This window comes from Klebsiella sp. K47 (assembly GCF_051858335.1).
GTDB lineage: Bacteria > Pseudomonadota > Gammaproteobacteria > Enterobacterales > Enterobacteriaceae > Klebsiella > Klebsiella pneumoniae.
The window spans coordinates 81,547-100,574 of the sequence record NZ_JBPYUI010000006.1; the positions used below are offsets into that span (position 1 = coordinate 81,547).

Here is a 19,028-nt window from a genome sequence, read left to right on the forward strand (position 1 = left end):
CCAAAAACGCTATATATTGAGTGGTTGAAGTTTTAAATAACTACATCTAGTATTTCCTTATCGAATGGCCCACTACGTTCGACGCTATGTTTAGCGCCGTGCTGTTATCTTAAATGGAAATACGAATCATGCGCATTATTATTTACACTCGAAATGACTGCGTGCAGTGCCATGCCACCCGGCGAGCCATGGAGAGCCGGGGACTGGCCTTTGAAATGGTCAACGTCGACCAGCAGCCGGATGCCGCCGACACCCTGCGCGAGCAGGGATTTCGCCAGCTGCCGGTGGTGATCGCCGGTGAGCTGCGCTGGAGCGGCTTCCGCCCGGATATGATCAATCGCCTGCGCCCCTCCTTTACGGCGGCCAGCGCATGAGCCTCATCGTCTACTTCTCCAGCCGTTCGGAGAATACCCATCGCTTTGTGCAGCGCCTGGGGCTGCCGGCGGTGCGCATCCCGCTGAACGAGCGTGAACATCTGCGGGTAGACGAGCCCTATATTCTCATCGTTCCCAGCTATGGCGGCGGCGGCACCGCCGGCGCGGTACCGCGTCAGGCGATCCGCTTTTTAAACGACGTGCATAACCGCCAGCTGATCCGCGGAGTGATTGCCGCCGGCAATCGCAACTTTGGCGACGGCTGGGGGCGTGCCGGAGATGTCATCGCGCAAAAATGCGCCGTGCCCTATCTCTACCGCTTCGAGCTGATGGGAACCCCCGACGATATCAACACCGTGCGTAAAGGAGTCAGCGAATTTTGGCAACGACAACCGCAGAACGTATAACCGCCGCCGTGGATTTTCACGCCCTCAACGCGATGCTGAATTTGTACGACAGCGAGGGCCGCATCCCGTTTGAGAAAGATCGCCAGGCGGTTGAGGCCTTTATGGCGACCCAGGTTCAGCCCAACGCCCTCACCTTCCCCAGCCCGGAGGATAAGCTCAGCTGGCTCGTCAGCGAGGGCTATTACGATCCGCAGGTGCTGGCCGGCTATGACCGCGGGTTTGTGCTGGCGTTGTTCGCCCATGCCCGGCGCGCTCCGTTTCGCTTTCAGACCTTCCTCGGCGCCTGGAAGTTCTATACCAGCTATGCGCTGAAGACCTTTGACGGCAAGCACTACCTCGAGGATTTCGCCGAACGCAGCGTGATGGTGGCCCTGACGCTGGCCCGGGGCGATGAACAGCAGGCGCGGCAGCTGACGGAGGAGATACTCAGCGGCCGCTTTCAGCCCGCCACACCGACCTTCCTTAACGCTGGCAAACAGCAGCGCGGGGAGCTGATCTCCTGCTTCCTGCTGCGTATTGAGGATAATATGGAGTCCATCGGCCGGGCGGTGAACTCGGCGCTACAGCTGTCGAAGCGCGGCGGCGGGGTGGCCTTTTTACTCTCCAACCTGCGCGAGGCCGGGGCGCCGATCAAGCGCATCGAAAACCAGTCTTCTGGGGTGGTGCCGGTGATGAAGATGCTGGAGGACGCCTTCTCCTATGCCAATCAGCTCGGCGCCCGCCAGGGGGCGGGTGCGGTCTGGCTGCATGTTCACCATCCCGATATTTTACGCTTTCTTGATACCCGGCGTGAAAATGCCGATGAGAAAATCCGCATCAAAACCTTGTCGCTGGGGGTGGTGATCCCTGATATCACCTTCCAGCTGGCGAAAGAAGATGCGCAGATGGCCCTGTTCTCGCCTTATGACGTCGAACGGCTGTACGGCAAACCTTTCGCCGATTGCGCCATCGGCGACCTCTATCCGCAGCTGGTGGCCGACGAGCGGGTCCGCAAGCGCTGGATCCGCGCCCGCGACCTGTTCCAGCGCCTGGCGGAGATCCAGTTTGAATCCGGCTACCCGTACATCATGTTTGAAGACACCGTGAACCGCGCCAGTCCAGTGGCCGGGCGGGTCACCATGAGCAATCTGTGTTCCGAGATCCTGCAGGTCAGTACGCCGTCCGCCTATAATGAAGACCTCAGCTATGCCCATATCGGGGAAGATATCTCCTGCAACCTCGGCTCGCTGAACATCGCCCATACCATGGACTCGCCGGATTTCGGCCGCACAATCGCCACCGCGGTGCGCGCCCTGACCGCCGTGTCCGACATGAGCGACATTCAGTCGGTTCCCTCGGTGGCGGCCGGCAACGCGGCCTCCCACGCCATCGGCCTGGGGCAGATGAATCTGCACGGTTACCTGGCGCGGGAGGGCATTGCCTACGGCAGCCCGGAGGGGCTGGACTTCACCAATATCTACTTCTACACCGTGACCTGGCACGCGCTGCACACCTCGATGCAGCTGGCCCGCGAGCGCGGCCAGCGCTTCGCCGGCTTCGAGCAGTCGCGCTACGCCAGCGGGGCGTACTTCGACAAATATCTGCAGGAGGAGTGGCAGCCGAAAACCGAACGGGTGCGCACGCTGTTCGCCCGCGCCGGCATCTCTCTGCCCGACCGGGAAAGCTGGCGCCAGCTGCGCGACGATGTCATGCGCTATGGCATCTACAATCGCTATCTGCAGGCGGTGCCGCCCACCGGCTCGATCTCGTACATCAACCATGCCACCTCCAGCATTCACCCGATCGTCTCGAAGATTGAGATCCGCAAAGAGGGGAAAACCGGACGGGTGTACTACCCCGCGCCATTTATGAACAACGACAATCTGGCCCTCTACCAGGATGCGTATGAGATAGGGCCGGAGAAGATCATTGACACTTACGCCGAGGCGACGCGCCACGTCGACCAGGGGCTGTCGCTGACCCTGTTCTTCCCCGATACCGCCACCACCCGCGATATCAACAAGGCGCAAATTTACGCCTGGAAGAAAGGCATCAAGACGCTCTACTACATCCGTCTGCGCCAGCTGGCGCTGGAAGGCACTGAAATTGAAGGCTGCGTGTCCTGCGCGCTGTAAGGAGAACAGGATGACCCATTTAACGCGCGTCAGCGCAATCAACTGGAACCGCATTGATGACGATAAAGATCTTGAGGTCTGGAACCGTCTCACCAGCAACTTCTGGCTGCCGGAGAAAGTGCCGCTGTCGAACGACATTCCCGCCTGGCAAACCCTCAGCGCGGCGGAGCAGCAGTTGACCATTCGCGTCTTTACCGGATTGACCCTGCTTGACACCATTCAGAACACCGTCGGCGCCCCGGCGCTAATGGCGGACGCCTTAACCCCGCATGAGGAGGCGGTGCTGTCGAACATCAGCTTTATGGAGGCGGTTCATGCCCGCTCTTACAGCTCCATATTTTCCACGCTGTGCCACAGCAAGGAAGTGGATGCCGCCTTCGCCTGGAGCGAAAGCTGTGATCCCCTGCAGCGCAAGGCGCAGCTGATGCTGGGTTACTATCAGGCCGACGAGCCGCTGAAGAAAAAAATCGCCAGCGTGTTCCTCGAATCCTTTCTCTTCTACTCCGGCTTCTGGCTGCCGATGTACTTCTCCAGCCGGGGAAAGCTGACCAACACTGCGGATCTGATCCGCCTGATCATTCGCGATGAAGCGGTGCATGGCTATTACATCGGCTACAAGTACCAGAAAGGACTGGAGATCGTCAGCCCCGGCAAGCGCGAAGAATTGAAAAATTTCGCCCTCGATCTGCTGATGGATCTTTACGACAACGAACTGGCCTACAGCCGGGAGCTGTACGGCGAGAGCGGCTGGTTCGACGACGTCAGCGCTTTCCTGTGCTATAACGCCAACAAAGCGCTGATGAACCTCGGCTACGAGGCGCTGTTCCCGGCGGAGATGGCGGCGGTCAATCCGGCAATCCTCGCAGCGCTGTCGCCCAACGCCGACGAAAACCATGACTTTTTCTCCGGTTCTGGCTCCTCCTACGTGATAGGAAAAATGGAAGAGACCGCCGACGACGACTGGGACTTTTAACCGTACTTTCACCAGGAATATCGCGACCGAATTCCTGGTGATCTATTTCGCAGAAAAGTGGGTTCATCTGTCAAATATTCTCTCCATGGCCTAACCGTCATCATCCCGTCATATTTAGCAGAAAACTGGTCTATTTCAGTCGAATTATCCAGAGATAATCAAAAAATATTACCCACAACAAATTACCGCTCAGCCCTTATATCACGGGGGCTGCGCCGCCATGTCCCTCACTCCATTTTGCCGAGAGTTTGTCATTAAGGGTTGTCACAGAATCTGAGTATGTTAGGGTGTAAAAAGATCATAATCACCATTGGGTACCGTATCGCAATAAACAAATAACAGGAACTTCTCTATTGCATGGCAATTAAATTAGAAATTAAAAATCTTTATAAGATATTTGGCGAGCACCCTCACCGTGCTTTCAAATATATTGAGAAAGGACTCAACAAAGCGCAAATACTGGAAAAAACGGGGCTGTCGCTTGGCGTCAAAGACGCCAGTCTGGCCATTGAAGAAGGCGAGATATTCGTCATCATGGGGCTCTCCGGTTCGGGGAAATCCACCATGGTTCGCCTTCTCAATCGCCTGATTGAACCCACCCGCGGCCAGGTGCTGATTGACGGGGTCGATATCGCGAAAATGTCGGACGCCGAGCTGCGCGAGGTGCGTCGTAAAAAAATTGCGATGGTTTTTCAGTCCTTTGCGCTGATGCCGCACATGAGCGTGCTCGACAACACGGCGTTTGGCATGGCGCTTGCCGGCGTCCCGGCCGCTGAGCGAGAGCAAAAAGCGCGGGAAGCGCTGCGGCAGGTGGGGCTGGAGAATTATGCCCACGCCTGGCCGGATGAACTCTCTGGCGGGATGCGTCAGCGCGTCGGTTTAGCCCGCGCCCTGGCGATTAATCCCGATATTCTGTTAATGGATGAAGCCTTCTCCGCGCTCGATCCGCTCATTCGCACCGAAATGCAGGATGAGCTGATCAAATTACAGGCTAAGCATCAGCGTACCATTGTCTTTATTTCCCATGACCTTGATGAAGCCATGCGAATTGGCGATCGTATCGCCATTATGCAAAATGGCGAAGTGGTCCAGGTCGGTACTCCGGATGAAATATTGAATAATCCGGCCAATGATTATGTCCGCACCTTCTTCCGCGGCGTCGATATTAGCCAGGTATTCAGCGCCAAAGATATTGCCCGTCGTAGTCCGGTCGGCCTGATTCGTAAAACGCCAGGTTTTGGCCCCCGCTCAGCGCTGAAATTATTACAGGATGAAGACCGGGAATATGGCTATGTCATCGAGCGTGGTAATCGCTTTGTCGGGATTGTGTCGATCGATTCTTTGAAAACCGCGCTCAGCGCCGGCCAGGGGATCGAGGCGGCGCTGATTGACGCCCCGCTGGCGGTGGAGGCGCAAACGCCGCTCAGCGATCTGCTCTCCCACGTCGGCCACGCCCCGTGCGCCGTCCCGGTGGTGGATGAAGAACAACAATATATTGGCATCATTTCCAAACGAATGTTGCTCCAGGCTTTAGATCGCGAGGGGGTGAATCATGGCTGATCAAACCAATCCGTGGGACAGCGCCCCGGCAACCGACAACGCCGCCCAGGCTGCAGACGCCTGGGGTGGCGCTTCTACTGCCGCGCCGACCAATGGCGGCGGCGCCGACTGGCTGCACAGCGCCCCGGCGCCGCAGCCGGAACAGTTCAATATCATGGATCCGTTCCATAAGACCCTGATCCCGCTCGACAGTTGGGTGACCCACGCCATCGACTGGATCGTGCTGCACTTCCGCCCGCTGTTCCAGGGGATCCGCGTGCCGATCGACTACATTCTCAGCGCCTTTCAGCAGCTGCTGTTGGGAATGCCGGCGCCAGTGGCGATTATCGTCTTCGCGCTGATCGCCTGGCAGATCTCCAGCCTCGGCATGGGGGTCGCCACCCTGGTATCGCTGATTGCCATCGGCGCCATCGGCGCGTGGTCGCAGGCGATGGTCACCCTGGCGCTGGTCCTCACCGCCCTGCTGTTCTGCATGATCATCGGCCTGCCGCTGGGGATCTGGCTGGCGCGCAGTCCGCGGGCGGCGAAAATTATCCGCCCACTGCTGGATGCCATGCAGACCACGCCGGCCTTCGTCTACCTGGTGCCGATCGTAATGCTGTTCGGCATCGGCAACGTGCCCGGCGTGGTGGTGACGATTATCTTCGCCCTGCCGCCGATCGTCCGTCTGACCATCCTCGGGATAAACCAGGTGCCTGCGGATCTGATCGAAGCGTCGCGCTCATTTGGCGCCAGCCCGCGCCAGCTGCTGTTTAAGGTGCAGCTGCCGCTGGCCATGCCCACCATTATGGCCGGGGTTAACCAGACCCTGATGCTGGCCCTGTCGATGGTAGTGATCGCCTCGATGATCGCCGTCGGCGGCCTCGGCCAGATGGTGCTGCGCGGTATCGGCCGCCTGGATATGGGCCTGGCGACCGTCGGCGGGGTGGGGATCGTGATCCTGGCGATTATTCTTGACCGCCTCACCCAGGCCGTCGGTCGCGACGCCCGCAGTCGCGGCAACCGCCGCTGGTACACCACCGGCCCGCTGGGGCTTATCACTCGCCCTTTCTGTCGATAAGTCGATAACAGCGCCGCTCCCCGGCACCAGCCGATGCCCGGGAGCGGCCCTTCCCGTTAAACAATAAGAGGAACCACCATGCGACATAGTACGATGTTGGCCACCGCCGCCTTTGCCACCCTGCTCGCCACCAGCGCCTTCGCCGCCGACCTGCCGGGTAAAGGGATTACGGTGAAGCCCGCTCAGAGCACTATCTCCGAAGAGAGCTTCCAGACCCTGCTGGTCAGTCGCGCGCTGGAGAAGCTGGGCTACACCGTCGAGAAACCCAGCGAAGTGGACTATAACGTTGCCTATACGTCGATTGCCGCCGGAGATACCACCTTTATCGCCACCAACTGGCAACCGCTGCACGATGACATGTACGCCGCGGCGGGCGGTGATAACAAATTCTATCGCAAAGGAGTGTACGTCTCAGGCGCCGCCCAGGGCTATTTGATCGACAAAAAAACCGCTGAGCAGTACCACATCACCTCCATCGATCAGCTCAAAGATCCGCAGATCGCCAAACTGTTTGATACCAACAATGACGGTAAAGCGGATCTCACCGGCTGTACCCCAGGATGGGGCTGCGAAGCAGTGATTAACCATCAGATTGACGCCTATGGCCTGAGCAAAACCGTCACCCATAACCAGGGCAACTACGCGGCGATGATGGCCGACACCATTGCCCGGTATAAAGAGGGTAAACCGGTGCTCTACTACACCTGGACGCCGTACTGGGTTAGCGACGTGCTGAAGCCTGGCAAGGACGTCGTCTGGCTGCAGGTGCCGTTCTCCTCCCTGCCGGGCGAACAGAAAAACATCGACACCAAACTGGCCAACGGCGCCAACTATGGCTTCCCGGTGAACACCATGCACATCGTCGCCAACAAAGCCTGGGCGGAGAAAAATCCGGCCGCCGCCACTCTGTTTAGCGTCATGAAGCTGCCGATCGCCGACATCAACGCCGAGAATGCGATGATGCACGAAGGCCATGCTTCCGAAGCCGACATTAACGGCCACGTTGATGGCTGGATCAAAGCCCACCAGCCGCTGTTCGACAGCTGGGTGAAAACCGCCCTCGCCGCGCAGCAGTAAACCCGCTCACGGATAAGGCCCAGCGCCTTATCCGGCCCCCTTGCCCCCTTTCTCGTGGCCAGGTCATAGAAACGCGATTCCAGGAATTTCCATAGTGTTAAGGCGCATCGCGCTCTGTTAAGGTGGAGACATCGGTCAAATTGCCATCTTCACATGGATCCAGCGATAAGTTATTCATATGGAAAACCCCGCGCCCTTAACCTGTGCCTTACCTGAACGCGTCGCCACCGTCGGCGAAGGCATCAAAGACAGTCTCCCCATCGTCATCAGCTACCTTCCGGTGGCATTCGCCTTCGGACTCAATGCCACCCGGCTGGGCTTCACCCCGCTGGAAAGCCTGTTCTTCTCCTGCATTATTTACGCCGGCGCCAGCCAGTTTGTGATCACCGCCATGTTGGCCGCCGGCAGTTCGCTGTGGGTCGCCGCCCTGACGGTGATGGCGATGGATGTCCGCCACGTGCTGTATGGCCCCTCATTGCGCAGCCGCATTCGCTCAGCGCTGGATAAAAAGAAAACCGCCCTCTGGGCCTTCGGCCTGACCGATGAGGTTTTCGCCGCCGCTACCGCCAGGCTGGTTCGCGATAACCGCCGCTGGAGCGAAAACTGGATGCTCGGTCTCGCTTTTACCTCGTGGGCATCGTGGGTGTGCGGCACGCTGGCCGGCGCCTGGTCCGGCAACGGCCTGCTGGTGGATTATCCGGCGGTGGAAGCCGCCCTCGGCTTTATGCTGCCGGCGCTGTTTATGAGCTTCCTGCTGGCCTCTTTCCAGCGTCAGCAGTCACTCTGCGTCACGGCGGCGCTGGCGGGCGCGCTGGGCGGCATTCTGTTATTTTCCATTCCGGCGGCGATCCTCGCCGGAATTGTCTGCGGGTGTCTGACGGCGCTGCTTCAGGCCATGCTCAAGGGGATGCCGGATGAACAGTGAAGTCCTTCTGCTCGGGGTGATAGTCGGCGGCGTCAACTATCTCTTTCGCTATCTTCCTCTGCGTTTGCGCGCCGGCCACGCCCGTCCTGCCCGCCGCGGCCCGGTCAGCGTGCTGCTGGATACCATTGGCATCGCCTCGATTTGCGCGCTGCTGGTGGTCTCCAGCGTGCCGGAGATCCTCGCCGATGCCCATCGCCTGGCGCCGACGCTGACCGGCTTCCTGGTGCTGGGGGCCGCCTTTTGGAAAACCCGCAGCATCATTGTCCCGACCCTGCTGTCGGCGTTTGCCTATGGTCTGGCATGGAAAATCACCAACGGGCTCTAAGCTTTACGTATCAATTTTGGTCAATAATTCATTTGATTTATTTGTCACAATAGTTATTATATCGGCTGTAATTAATGAGGTCATACCCAAATGGATAGTTCGTTTACTCCCATTGAGCAAATGCTCAAGTTCCGCGCCAGCCGCCATGAAGATTTCCCGTTTCAGGAGATCCTGTTAACTCGTCTTTGCATGCATATGCAAGGTAAGCTGCTGGAAAATCGCAATAAAATGCTCAAAGCGCAGGGAATTAACGAGACATTATTTATGGCGCTGATTACGCTGGAGTCACAGGAAAACCACAGCATCCAGCCGTCCGAGCTGAGCTGTGCGCTGGGCTCGTCACGTACCAACGCCACCCGTATCGCTGATGAACTGGAAAAACGCGGCTGGATTGAGCGCCGCGAGAGCGATAACGATCGTCGCTGTTTGCATCTGCAACTGACCGAAAAGGGCCATCAGTTTTTGCGTGAAGTCCTGCCGCCGCAGCATAACTGCCTGCATCAGCTGTGGTCTTCACTTAGCACCAGCGAAAAAGATCAGCTCGAACACATCACCCGTAAACTCCTGAGCCGCCTTGATCAGATGGAAGAAGAAGGCGTGCTAGCGGACTCTCTACGCTAAGGGCGGCGTCGCTCAGCCCATTTTTACGTTGCAAGGAAAACAGCCAGGCCAGCAGATCTCTGCTGGCCTTTCTGATAAACAGGTCGGCTCAGCCGATGTGAAATAATAAGATCGTGGAGAATAACATGAGTGCAAATGCGGAGAGCCAAACCCCGCAGCAACCAGGCAGCAAAAAAGGAAAGCGTAAAGGCGCCCTTCTGTTGCTGACATTGCTCTTCATTATTATTGCCGTGGCATATGGGATTTACTGGTTTCTGGTACTGCGTCACTACGAAGAGACCGACGATGCCTACGTGGCAGGAAATCAGGTACAAATTATGGCTCAGGTCGCGGGCAGCGTGACCAAAGTCTGGGCTGACAACACGGACTACGTGCAGAAAGGCGATCCGCTGGTCACGCTCGATCGGACCGATGCCCAACAGGCGTTTGAAAAGGCTAAGACCCAACTGGCCGCCAGCGTCCGTCAGACCCGCCAGCAGATGATCAACAGCAAGCAGCTGCAGGCAAATATCGACGTCAAAAAAACCGCCCTCGCCCAGGCGCAGGCTGACCTGAACCGCCGCATCCCGCTGGGCGCCGCGAACCTCATTGGCCGCGAAGAGCTGCAGCACGCCCGCGATACCGTCGCCAGCGCACAGGCCGAACTCGACGTGGCAATCCAGCAGTACAACGCCAACCAGGCGATCGTGCTGGGCACCAGGCTGGAACAGCAGCCGGCGGTGCTCCAGGCGGCCACTGAAGTGCGTAACGCCTGGCTGGCCCTGCAGCGTACGCAGATCGTCAGCCCGATTAGCGGCTACGTTTCCCGTCGCTCGGTACAGCCTGGCGCGCAGATCGGCACCACCACGCCGCTGATGGCGGTGGTCCCGGCGACCAACCTGTGGATCGATGCTAACTTTAAAGAGACTCAGCTGGCGCATATGCGTATCGGCCAGCCGGCCACCGTGATCAGCGATATCTATGGCGATGACGTGAAATACACCGGTAAAGTGGTCGGTCTGGATATGGGCACCGGCAGCGCCTTCTCTCTGCTGCCGGCGCAGAATGCTACCGGCAACTGGATCAAAGTAGTACAGCGTCTGCCGGTTCGTATCGAGCTGGATGAAAAACAACTAGCGGAACACCCGCTGCGCATCGGCCTCTCGACGCTGGTGGAAGTCAACACCACCGATCGCGATGGTGAAATGCTGGCCAGCCAGGTGCGGAGCTCCCCGGTTTACGAGAGCAATGCCCGTGAAATCGCTCTCGATCCGGTTAATAAGCTGATAGACGAGATCATTCAGGCCAACGCCGGATAATTCGGGGTGAGTGTAATGCAACAGCAAAAACCGCTGGAAGGCGCGCAGCTGGTCATTATGACCATTGCGCTGTCGCTCGCGACGTTCATGCAGGTGCTGGATTCCACTATCGCCAACGTGGCGATCCCGACCATTGCCGGCAACCTTGGCTCGTCGCTGAGCCAGGGGACCTGGGTCATCACCTCGTTCGGGGTCGCTAACGCCATCTCCATCCCGATCACCGGCTGGCTGGCCAAGCGCGTCGGCGAGGTGAAGCTGTTCCTGTGGTCAACCACCGCCTTCGCCATTGCCTCCTGGGCCTGCGGCGTCTCCAACAGCCTGACGATGCTGATTTTCTTCCGCGTCATTCAGGGGGTCGTCGCCGGACCGCTGATCCCGCTGTCGCAAAGTCTGCTGCTCAGCAACTATCCCCCGGCGAAGCGCTCTATCGCTCTGGCGCTGTGGTCAATGACGGTGATTGTCGCGCCCATCTGCGGTCCGATCCTCGGCGGCTATATCAGCGATAACTATCACTGGGGCTGGATCTTCTTTATCAACGTGCCCATTGGCGTGGCGGTGGTGCTGATGACCCTGCAGACCCTGCGCAACCGGGAAACCAAAACCGAACAGCGGCGGATCGACGGCGTCGGTCTGGCGCTGCTGATCATCGGTATCGGTAGCCTGCAGGTGATGCTGGACCGGGGTAAAGAGCTGGACTGGTTCTCCTCCAATGAGATTATCATTCTGACCATCGTGGCGGTGGTGGCGATAAGCTTCCTGATCGTCTGGGAGCTAACCGACGATAACCCGATTGTCGATCTGTCGCTATTTAAGTCGCGCAACTTCACCATCGGCTGCCTCTGTATCAGTCTGGCCTATATGCTCTACTTCGGCGCCATCGTACTGCTGCCGCAGCTGTTGCAGGAGGTCTACGGCTACACCGCGACCTGGGCCGGCCTGGCGTCGGCGCCGGTGGGGGTGATCCCGGTCATTCTGTCGCCGATTATCGGCCGCTTCGCGCATAAGCTCGACATGCGGCGGCTGGTCACCTTCAGCTTTATTATGTACGCGGTCTGCTTCTACTGGCGCGCCTGGACCTTCGAACCGGGGATGGACTTTGGCGCCTCGGCGTGGCCACAGTTTATCCAGGGCTTCGCGGTGGCCTGCTTCTTCATGCCGTTGACCACCATCACCCTCTCCGGCCTGCCGCCGGAGCGGCTGGCGGCGGCGTCGAGCCTGTCGAACTTCACCCGTACCCTTGCCGGCTCCATCGGGACCTCGATCACCACCACCCTGTGGACCAACCGCGAGGCGCTGCATCATGCGCAGCTCACCGAATCGGTGACCCCCTTTAACCCCAACGCGCAGCAGATATACGATCAGCTGCAGGGCATGGGAATGACGCAGCAGCAGGCGTCCGGCTGGATAGCGCAGCAGATAACCAACCAGGGGCTGATTATCTCCGCCAACGAAATCTTCTGGATTTCTGCGGCTATTTTCATCCTGCTGTTGGGGCTGGTGTGGTTCGCCAGACCACCGTTCAGCGCCGGCGGAGGCGGCGGCGGCGCGCACTAAGCCTCACATAAAGGGACCTCCGGGTCCCTTTTTTACGGCGTCAGGTTGTCCAGTTCTCTCTAGTTTCTGTCTCGTTTGCGAAAGCCCGTCACCCTGCGCTCGGGCAGGATAAAGGCTGACCATTAAGGAGAACACTATGCTGAGCCATCCTGCTGAAAAGTACCGTCCCTATCCGCCGATCGCCCTGCCTGACCGCCGCTGGCCAGACCGGCAAATCAGTCACGCCCCGCGCTGGCTGTCGACTGACCTGCGCGACGGCAACCAGGCGCTGGCGGAGCCCATGGACAGCGCCCGCAAACTGCAGTTCTGGGATCTGCTGCTGGAGTGCGGCTTTAAAGAGATTGAAGTCGCCTTCCCTTCCGCCTCACAAACCGATTTCAACTTTGTCCGCCAGCTGATTGACGAACAGCGCATCCCGGAGGATGTCACCATCCAGGCGCTGACCCAGGCGCGAGACCCGCTGATCCTGCGCACCTTTGAGGCGCTGCGCGGCGCCCGCCGGGCTACCGTCCACCTCTACAATGCCACCGCGCCGCTGTTCCGCGAGCTGGTTTTCGGCATGGACAAGGCCGAGGTGATCGCCCTCGCGACCCGCGCCACCCGGCTTATCCGTCAGCAGTGCGAACAGCAGCCGGAGACCCGCTGGCAATATGAATATTCGCCTGAAACCTTCTGCTTCACCGAGCCCGAGTTTGCGCTTGAGATTTGCGAAGCGGTGGCGGATGTCTGGCAGCCCTGCGCCGAGCGACCGATGATCGTCAATCTGCCGGCGACGGTGGAAGTCAACACCCCCAACGTCTATGCCGATCAGATCGAGTATTTTTGCCGCCACTTCTCCCGCCGAAGCGAGGTCTGCATCAGCGTGCACCCGCATAACGATCGCGGCACCGGCGTCGCCAGCGCCGAGCTGGCGGTGATGGCCGGCGCCGATCGGGTAGAAGGCTGCCTGTTTGGCAACGGCGAACGCACCGGCAACGTCTGTCTGGTGACTTTGGCGATGAACCTCTACAGCCAGGGCATCGACCCTGAGCTTCGCTTCGAGCAGATGAACCGGGTGGTGGAGGTGGTGGAAAACTGCAACCAGATCCCCGTTCACCCGCGCCACCCGTGGGCGGGAAGTCTGGCTTACACCGCCTTCTCCGGCTCCCATCAGGATGCGATCAAAAAAGGGTTTGATGCCCGTCAGCCTGGCGATCCGTGGCAGATGCCCTACCTGCCCATTGACCCGCAGGATATTGGCTGCAGCTATGAGGCGGTGATCCGCGTCAACAGCCAGTCGGGGAAGAGCGGCAGCGCCTGGCTTATCGAACAAAATCATGGTCTGAAACTGCCCCGCGGGCTGCAGCAGGACTTCAGCCAGCACGTTCAGCAGGCCACCGATAGCGACGGCAAAGAGATGACCCACCATGCGCTGTGGCAGCTGTTCCGCACGCGCTACGGGCTGCAGGCGCAGCCGGCGCTGCTCGATTATCAGAGCGCCAGCCAGCAGGATGGCCAGCTTTCCCTGCAGGCAACGCTGCGTCACCACGGCGAAACCCGACGCCTGCAGGGCCAGGGCAACGGCCTGCTCTCCGCCGCAGCCAGCGGGCTCAGCGCGCTGTTTCGGCAGCCGTTTATGATCAAGGACTATCATGAGCATACGCTCGGCGCGCGCAGCGACAGCCGGTCGGTGGCCTATATCCGCTGCGTTTTTCCGCAAGGAGAAAGCTACTGGGGCGTGGGTATCGATAATGACGTGGCGCGCGCCTCGCTGCAGGCGCTGTGCAATGCGCTCAGCGCCGCCGATCAGGCCGGGGGACGAAAATAGTCGCTGGGGGCGACGCCCATCACCCGACGAAACATGGCGCTGAAGGCGCTGTGGCTACCGTAGCCCAGCTCCAGCGCCACCCGCAGCACGGAGTGGCCCTGCGCCAGGCGCACCAGCGCTTCCATTAGCTTCGCCCGGCGCACCCACTCGCTCCACGTCAGGCTAGTCTGCTGCTGAAAATGGCGGTTTAGGGTTCGCTCGCTCATGCTGCACGCCTTCGCCGCCTGGCCGCTGCTCCAGGCCTCCCCCGGCGCCTCGCGTACCTGCTGGCACAGCCGACGCAGCGTTTCGCTTTGCGGCTCCGGCAGGCCAAACGGCAGGATCGCCATCCCGCGGATCTCATCGAGGATCAGTTCATAAATTCTTTCGTCGCGGCTGGCGGGGGCATAGCGTTCCGCCAGCGCCAGGGATGACACGATCAGTTCCCGCAGCAGCGGCGTGATCTGTACGATCTGGCAGCCCGCCGGAAGATCGGCGCGCGCCAGCGGATCGATAAACAGGGTGCGCGCCGCCACGTTGCCGGTCATGCGCAGCGCGTGCGGCGTTCCCGCCGGCAGCCAGACGCCGCGCCCGGGCGGCACCACCCAGTAGCCTACCGGCGTCGCGACCCGCACCACGCCGCTTAGTATATGCAGCAGCTGGGCGCAGTCATGCTGATGCCAGTCTTCCTGGTCACCGTGGGCATAATCATGGGCAAAGGGCACCAGTGGGCGGTGCTGAAAGGAGAAGGAAAGCGTCGTCGTCATCGCGGCGTCAGAAGAGCGGCCCGGCGACAGGCGTCGGGCCGTGGCGGAAGCACTAGATGTGCAGTTCCTGCAGTTTTTCTTTCGGCAACGCCAGTTCGTCGTTGCTGTTGATGCGCACATCGCGCTCAATGATATGGCGAGCGATGTCCTGGGCCTCTTCCAGCGAGTGCATGGTGTAAGTCCCGCACTGGTAGACGTTGAGCTCCGGGATCTGGTTCTGATCTTTCACCTTCAGCACATCGGCCATCGCCGCTTTCCAGGCGTCAGCGACGCGCTGCTCGTCCGGCGTACCAATCAGGCTCATATAGAAGCCGGTGCGGCAGCCCATTGGCGAAATGTCGATAATTTCCACGCCATTCCCGTTCAGATGATCGCGCATAAAGCCCGCGAACAGATGCTCCAGGGTGTGGATACCGCGTTCCGGCATCACTTCCTGGTTCGGTACGCAGAAGCGCAGATCGAAAACGGTGATTTCATCGCCATGCGGCGTGTTCATTTTCTTCGCGACACGCACCGCTGGGGCTTCCATTCGGGTATGGTCGACTGTGAAACTATCTAACAACGGCATTCGTCACCTCCGGGAGTGAATTTTTTTAAAATAAAATGAACTCTTTGTTCAGCCGCGAGTCTCAGTATATGAAAGACGCGCATTTATTATCATCATCATCCCTGAATCAGAGATGAAAGTTTGGCCACAGTGATGTGGCCTTTTTCTTTTCCAGCGCTACGCGTGCCGCGCCAGCAGCGCCTCAAACGGCTCGCTGTCTTCAGCTTCCACTTTCTTTTGTCGCGCCACCGACGCGTCGCGCTCGGCGATAAAATCGTCTTCGCTCAGGATCTCCAGCGGCTCTTCGCGCAGCTGCGTCCGGTAACGATCGGCAAGCGCACGGCCGGTACCGCCAATGCCTTCTTCAATCATAGAACGCAGAATGCGGGCTGAGAAGGTTAATTCCGGATCGTCAAAGCAGGCCAGCAGCTCGTCGCAGACCTGCTGATATGCCTGGCCACCGTGGATACTGTCCAGGGTCTGCGCCACGCGGCGTAAATCGCGGAACAGATCTTTGCCCACCTGAGCCAGCGGGAACTGCGCGCTTTCGCAGCCAATCCCCAGCGTTAAGCCCGGCTTACGCCCTTCCAGAATAACCCGATTCCAGTTGGTGCGGGTGCACAGCAGCTCATCGCTGCTCATCTCCGGCGCGTCGGCCAGCGCGCACCAGACCATAAACAGGTCGAGGAAACGCACCTGCTGGGCGTCAACGCCGATCGGCGAGAACGGATTGATATCCAGCGAACGCACTTCGATATACTCAATACCACCGCGCAACAGCGCATCGGACGGGGTTTCGCCCCGACGGGTGACGCGTTTCGGGCGGATCGGCGCATAAAGTTCATTTTCAATCTGCAGAATGTTGCTGTTGATCTGCAGATACTTGCCGTCTTTCTGCAGCCCGATTTTAGCGTACTCTTCCGACGGCGTTTTAATCGCCCGCTTCAATCCTGCCACATACTCGTGCAGATCGTTAAACGTAATTCCGAGATTGCTTTGCGACTTATTGGTATAACCAAGGTCGCTGAGGCGCAGCGAGGTGGCATACGGCAGGTAATACATGCCGTTGCCCGTTTCCTCAAAGGGCAGCGTTGTCGGTTTGCCTTGCAGGAATGAGGAGCAAATCGCCGGCGAGGCGCCAAACAGATAGGGGATCACCCAGCCAAAGCGATAGTAGTTACGAATTGAGCGGAAATAGCCCGCCGAAATGGCCTCTTTACCACTCTCGGCATCCTCCACACCACATTTTGCCTGCCAGAAGGCCATCGGTAGGGAGAAGTTATAGTGCACGCCGGAGATAGTCTGCATCAGCGCGCCATAGCGGTTCTTCAGCCCCTCGCGATATAGCGTTTTCAGGCGCCCCACGTTAGAGGTGCCGTACTGCGCCAGCTCAATATCCTGACCGGGGGCGATATAGCATGGCATGCTCAGCGGCCACATCCGCTCGTCGCCAAGCTGACGCGCGGTATAGCGATGGACATCGCGCATAAAGGTCAGCATATGCTCAATATCGCCATCTACTGGCGTAATGAACTCAAGTAAAGCTTCGGCAAAATCGGTGGTAATCCATTTATGCGTTAGCGCTGAGCCTAACGCCGGAGGGTGACCGGTCGTTGCAAGGGTGCCGTCTGCGTTCACGCGCAGCGTTTCCCGCTCCAGACCACGTTGAATACCCTGCAGAGCCTGCGGATGTTTTTCCAGCCAGGCCAGCGCCTGTGATACGTCCGGGATCAATTTGACCTCCCGCCTGTCGAAATCGTTTGAATAAGCATAATTGTAATGGATGAACTGTCAGTCCAATTAGTGCCACCACGTCATGCCCTGAAGCGTCGCTGCCGCAATAGCGATATAGCGCAGCGCCTTACCAAGGCATAAGAAAAAGAGTACCGGTCCCCAGGAAATGCGCATCCATCCCGCCAGCAAACACAGTAAATCGCCGACAACCGGCGCCCAGCTCAGTAAGAGCGTGACCGCGCCGTAGCGCTTAAGCCAGCCGGCCGCCCGCTCCTGCCAGCGCGAGGTTTTGCGCAGCGGAAACAAGCGCCCCAGAATAACGTTAGTTACCCCTCCAAGGCTATTGCCGATTGTTGCTATTAATACTAACCACCACGGATGACTGACCCCTGCAAGTAGCATAGCCACCAGCACAACCTCCGAATTGCCGGGGAGCAGCGTGGCGCTTAAAAAGCTACTGGCAAACAGCGAGGTGAGTGACAGCGCGTCGCTCACAGCAAACGCACGTCAACTGCGTCCATTCCCGCGCGCTTCGCCGCCTGCAGACCAAAGTCGGCATCTTCGAAGACGACGCATTTTTCCGGCGCGACGCCCATGCGCTCGGCGCACAGCAGGAAGGTATCGGGCGCGGGTTTATGGTTGACCACATGATCGGCCGCCACCACCGCGGAGAAGTAATGACGCAGCCCCAGGTGCGCCAGCAGTGCTTCGGCGACGGCGCTCTCGCTGCCGGTTCCCACCGACATCGGGCGACGGCCGTGCCATGCCTTAACCACCTCAATCAGCGGCAACGGGCGTACGCTGTCCAGCAGCATCGCTTTGACGGCCTGGGTTTTTTCCTGCGCCAGGCGATGTGGATCGAGATCGGCCTGGTTGAGTTCGATAATCGCCTGGGCGATTCGCCAGGTTGGTGAGCCATTGAGCGCGACCATCGCCTGTTCGTCGAAACGCATACCGTAGCGGCCCAACACCTCGTTCCATGCCTGCCGATGGGTCGGCTCGGTATCGAGAATGGTGCCATCCATATCAAAGATCAGTCCTGCGTAACCTTCGTACATTGTCTTCTCACCAACCGGTTTGGGAATGATTACTGTAACGCAAAAGCCCGCCGTTGTCGCGGCCAGCGGCGCAGACGACAAAGGCGCCCTCAGGCGCCCCCAAACATTAGGCCGGATAACCAGCCTTATTTAATACGCAGATCGTTCTCGACCATTCGCACGCCCTGCACTCGGCGTGTGACTTCTACGGCTCGTTTAGCGCTCTCCGCGGAGGAGACAAATCCGCTCAGCTGGACGCGGCCTTTAAAGGTCTGGACGCTAATTTCTGAGGACTTAATGTCTTTATCGTTAAAGAGCGCCGTTTTCACCTTGGTGGTCACCACGGTATCGTCAATATAGCCGCCCGTACTCTCCTTTGTAGCCGATCCCGCACAGCCAGCGAGGGCCGTCGTTACCAGCAGCGTCGCGCAAAAAGCAGGTATTGCTTTGAACCATTTCATGGATTTCTCTCCTTGCATTTATCTCAGCCTGATAACGCTGATATACAAGGATAAATTATAGTGGAAAGCGCGTCTTGCCAATAAAAAAGTCAGGATGAAGCCAGTGATGGAAAACGAGGTAATCGGGATGGTGAGAGAAGAGTGAAGATTATGCATTCAGAACGGGTGCTGCGATAATTTCGCAGCCTATGCAACAACATCGTCGTTGTTACTGAGGAGAATATGGTGCATCCGGGAGGATGACTCGGCTACGCCTCGCCCTTCGGGCCGTTGCTTACGCAACGTTATCCCCCTGGTGCTGGCGATGATTTCGCAGACCATAAAACAACGTCGTCGCTGTTACTAAGGAGAATATGGTGCATCCGGGAGGATTCGAACCTCCGACCGCTCGGTTCGTAGCCGAGTACT

At 58.8% G+C, this 19,028-nt stretch carries 19 protein-coding genes; 13 read left to right on the forward strand and 6 right to left on the reverse strand.

All coding sequences use genetic code 11. From position 1 onward, the window contains the following. Nucleotides 1-128 precede the first annotated feature (128 nt). The 13 genes from nrdH to leuA all read left to right on the forward strand — a co-directional run bounded on the left by nrdH (nt 129) and on the right by leuA (nt 14,095). A complete protein-coding gene (nrdH, locus tag RRF55_RS07565) occupies nt 129-374 on the forward strand; it encodes a glutaredoxin-like protein NrdH (RefSeq protein ID WP_002914320.1) in 246 nt (81 codons plus the stop codon). Next, complete coding sequence (nrdI, locus tag RRF55_RS07570) at nt 371-781, forward strand: class Ib ribonucleoside-diphosphate reductase assembly flavoprotein NrdI (RefSeq protein ID WP_002914321.1); 411 nt, start codon at nt 371-373, stop codon at nt 779-781. Before nrdH ends, nrdI begins: the two co-directional genes overlap by 4 nt. Next, a complete protein-coding gene (gene nrdE, locus RRF55_RS07575; RefSeq protein WP_020803760.1) occupies nt 754-2,895 on the forward strand; it encodes a class 1b ribonucleoside-diphosphate reductase subunit alpha in 2,142 nt (713 codons plus the stop codon). The genes nrdI and nrdE overlap by 28 nt, the downstream gene beginning before the upstream one ends. A 10-nt stretch (nt 2,896-2,905) precedes the next feature. Then, nucleotides 2,906-3,868 carry a class 1b ribonucleoside-diphosphate reductase subunit beta gene (gene nrdF / locus RRF55_RS07580; RefSeq protein ID WP_002914327.1) on the forward strand — a complete coding sequence of 321 codons (963 nt, stop codon included), beginning with the start codon at nt 2,906-2,908 and terminating at the stop codon, nt 3,866-3,868. 357 nt (nt 3,869-4,225) lie between these two features. Then, nucleotides 4,226-5,428 (forward strand): glycine betaine/L-proline ABC transporter ATP-binding protein ProV, encoded by a 1,203-nt coding sequence (gene proV / locus RRF55_RS07585; protein WP_002914328.1) that lies wholly within the window; start codon nt 4,226-4,228, stop codon nt 5,426-5,428. After that, a complete protein-coding gene (proW, locus tag RRF55_RS07590) occupies nt 5,421-6,488 on the forward strand; it encodes a glycine betaine/L-proline ABC transporter permease ProW (protein WP_064153090.1) in 1,068 nt (355 codons plus the stop codon). The genes proV and proW overlap by 8 nt, the downstream gene beginning before the upstream one ends. Nucleotides 6,489-6,566: 78 nt before the next feature. Continuing rightward, the gene (proX, locus tag RRF55_RS07595; RefSeq protein ID WP_002914330.1) at nt 6,567-7,565 is read left to right on the forward strand and encodes a glycine betaine/L-proline ABC transporter substrate-binding protein ProX; all 999 of its coding nucleotides are present in this window, start codon (nt 6,567-6,569) and stop codon (nt 7,563-7,565) included. A 178-nt stretch (nt 7,566-7,743) separates the two neighbouring features. Next, nucleotides 7,744-8,490 carry an AzlC family ABC transporter permease gene (locus RRF55_RS07600; RefSeq protein WP_004180986.1) on the forward strand — a complete coding sequence of 249 codons (747 nt, stop codon included), beginning with the start codon at nt 7,744-7,746 and terminating at the stop codon, nt 8,488-8,490. Beyond that, the gene (ygaH, locus tag RRF55_RS07605) at nt 8,480-8,815 is read left to right on the forward strand and encodes an L-valine transporter subunit YgaH (protein WP_004174712.1); all 336 of its coding nucleotides are present in this window, start codon (nt 8,480-8,482) and stop codon (nt 8,813-8,815) included. Before RRF55_RS07600 ends, ygaH begins: the two co-directional genes overlap by 11 nt. A 90-nt stretch (nt 8,816-8,905) precedes the next feature. Continuing rightward, nucleotides 8,906-9,436, forward strand: coding sequence for a transcriptional repressor MprA (gene mprA, locus RRF55_RS07610; protein WP_002914337.1), 531 nt, complete (start codon nt 8,906-8,908; stop codon nt 9,434-9,436). A gap of 125 nt (nt 9,437-9,561) precedes the next feature. Beyond that, nucleotides 9,562-10,734, forward strand: a complete 1,173-nt coding sequence (gene emrA, locus RRF55_RS07615) for a multidrug efflux MFS transporter periplasmic adaptor subunit EmrA (protein ID WP_002914339.1) — start codon at nt 9,562-9,564, stop codon at nt 10,732-10,734. A gap of 15 nt (nt 10,735-10,749) precedes the next feature. Next, nucleotides 10,750-12,288, forward strand: a complete 1,539-nt coding sequence (gene emrB / locus RRF55_RS07620; RefSeq protein ID WP_032415421.1) for a multidrug efflux MFS transporter permease subunit EmrB — start codon at nt 10,750-10,752, stop codon at nt 12,286-12,288. 136 nt (nt 12,289-12,424) lie between these two features. Next, on the forward strand, nt 12,425-14,095 hold the full coding sequence (leuA, locus tag RRF55_RS07625) for a 2-isopropylmalate synthase (protein WP_130974837.1): 1,671 nt from the start codon (nt 12,425-12,427) through the stop codon (nt 14,093-14,095). On the opposite strand, the gene RRF55_RS07630 is transcribed toward leuA, so the two are convergent. The 6 genes from RRF55_RS07630 to RRF55_RS07655 form a co-directional block, all read right to left on the reverse strand. Next, the gene (locus RRF55_RS07630; RefSeq protein ID WP_004149452.1) at nt 14,074-14,841 is read right to left on the reverse strand and encodes an AraC family transcriptional regulator; all 768 of its coding nucleotides are present in this window, start codon (nt 14,839-14,841) and stop codon (nt 14,074-14,076) included. The genes leuA and RRF55_RS07630 overlap by 22 nt on opposite strands. Before the next feature lie 52 nt (nt 14,842-14,893). Further along, nucleotides 14,894-15,409 (reverse strand): S-ribosylhomocysteine lyase, encoded by a 516-nt coding sequence (gene luxS, locus RRF55_RS07635; RefSeq protein WP_002914351.1) that lies wholly within the window; start codon nt 15,407-15,409, stop codon nt 14,894-14,896. Nucleotides 15,410-15,565: 156 nt separating this feature from the next. Further along, nucleotides 15,566-17,122 carry a glutamate--cysteine ligase gene (gene gshA / locus RRF55_RS07640; protein WP_002914353.1) on the reverse strand — a complete coding sequence of 519 codons (1,557 nt, stop codon included), beginning with the start codon at nt 17,120-17,122 and terminating at the stop codon, nt 15,566-15,568. Between the two features lie 66 nt (nt 17,123-17,188). Beyond that, a complete protein-coding gene (locus tag RRF55_RS07645; protein WP_002914355.1) occupies nt 17,189-17,617 on the reverse strand; it encodes a YqaA family protein in 429 nt (142 codons plus the stop codon). After that, nucleotides 17,614-18,180, reverse strand: coding sequence for a fructose-1-phosphate/6-phosphogluconate phosphatase (gene yqaB, locus RRF55_RS07650; protein ID WP_004174701.1), 567 nt, complete (start codon nt 18,178-18,180; stop codon nt 17,614-17,616). Before yqaB ends, RRF55_RS07645 begins: the two co-directional genes overlap by 4 nt. Before the next feature lie 125 nt (nt 18,181-18,305). Next, nucleotides 18,306-18,620 carry a BON domain-containing protein gene (locus tag RRF55_RS07655; RefSeq protein WP_002914359.1) on the reverse strand — a complete coding sequence of 105 codons (315 nt, stop codon included), beginning with the start codon at nt 18,618-18,620 and terminating at the stop codon, nt 18,306-18,308. Nucleotides 18,621-19,028 lie beyond the last annotated feature (408 nt).

Excerpts from the sequence above, each read along its gene's own strand:
- proW (WP_064153090.1), top strand. The coding sequence starts at position 5,421 with ATGGCTGATCAAACCAATCCGTGGGACAGCGCCCCGGCAACCGACAAC.
- proX (WP_002914330.1), top strand. The coding sequence starts at position 6,567 with ATGCGACATAGTACGATGTTGGCCACCGCCGCCTTTGCCACCCTGCTC.
- leuA (WP_130974837.1), top strand. The coding sequence starts at position 12,425 with ATGCTGAGCCATCCTGCTGAAAAGTACCGTCCCTATCCGCCGATCGCC.
- emrB (WP_032415421.1), top strand. The coding sequence starts at position 10,750 with ATGCAACAGCAAAAACCGCTGGAAGGCGCGCAGCTGGTCATTATGACC.
- ygaH (WP_004174712.1), top strand. The coding sequence starts at position 8,480 with ATGAACAGTGAAGTCCTTCTGCTCGGGGTGATAGTCGGCGGCGTCAAC.
- nrdF (WP_002914327.1), top strand. The coding sequence starts at position 2,906 with ATGACCCATTTAACGCGCGTCAGCGCAATCAACTGGAACCGCATTGAT.
- RRF55_RS07600 (WP_004180986.1), top strand. The coding sequence starts at position 7,744 with ATGGAAAACCCCGCGCCCTTAACCTGTGCCTTACCTGAACGCGTCGCC.
- nrdH (WP_002914320.1), top strand. The coding sequence starts at position 129 with ATGCGCATTATTATTTACACTCGAAATGACTGCGTGCAGTGCCATGCC.
- emrA (WP_002914339.1), top strand. The coding sequence starts at position 9,562 with ATGAGTGCAAATGCGGAGAGCCAAACCCCGCAGCAACCAGGCAGCAAA.
- luxS (WP_002914351.1), bottom strand. The coding sequence starts at position 15,409 with ATGCCGTTGTTAGATAGTTTCACAGTCGACCATACCCGAATGGAAGCC.
- yqaB (WP_004174701.1), bottom strand. The coding sequence starts at position 18,180 with ATGTACGAAGGTTACGCAGGACTGATCTTTGATATGGATGGCACCATT.
- nrdI (WP_002914321.1), top strand. The coding sequence starts at position 371 with ATGAGCCTCATCGTCTACTTCTCCAGCCGTTCGGAGAATACCCATCGC.
- mprA (WP_002914337.1), top strand. The coding sequence starts at position 8,906 with ATGGATAGTTCGTTTACTCCCATTGAGCAAATGCTCAAGTTCCGCGCC.
- RRF55_RS07630 (WP_004149452.1), bottom strand. The coding sequence starts at position 14,841 with ATGACGACGACGCTTTCCTTCTCCTTTCAGCACCGCCCACTGGTGCCC.
- proV (WP_002914328.1), top strand. The coding sequence starts at position 4,226 with ATGGCAATTAAATTAGAAATTAAAAATCTTTATAAGATATTTGGCGAG.
- RRF55_RS07655 (WP_002914359.1), bottom strand. The coding sequence starts at position 18,620 with ATGAAATGGTTCAAAGCAATACCTGCTTTTTGCGCGACGCTGCTGGTA.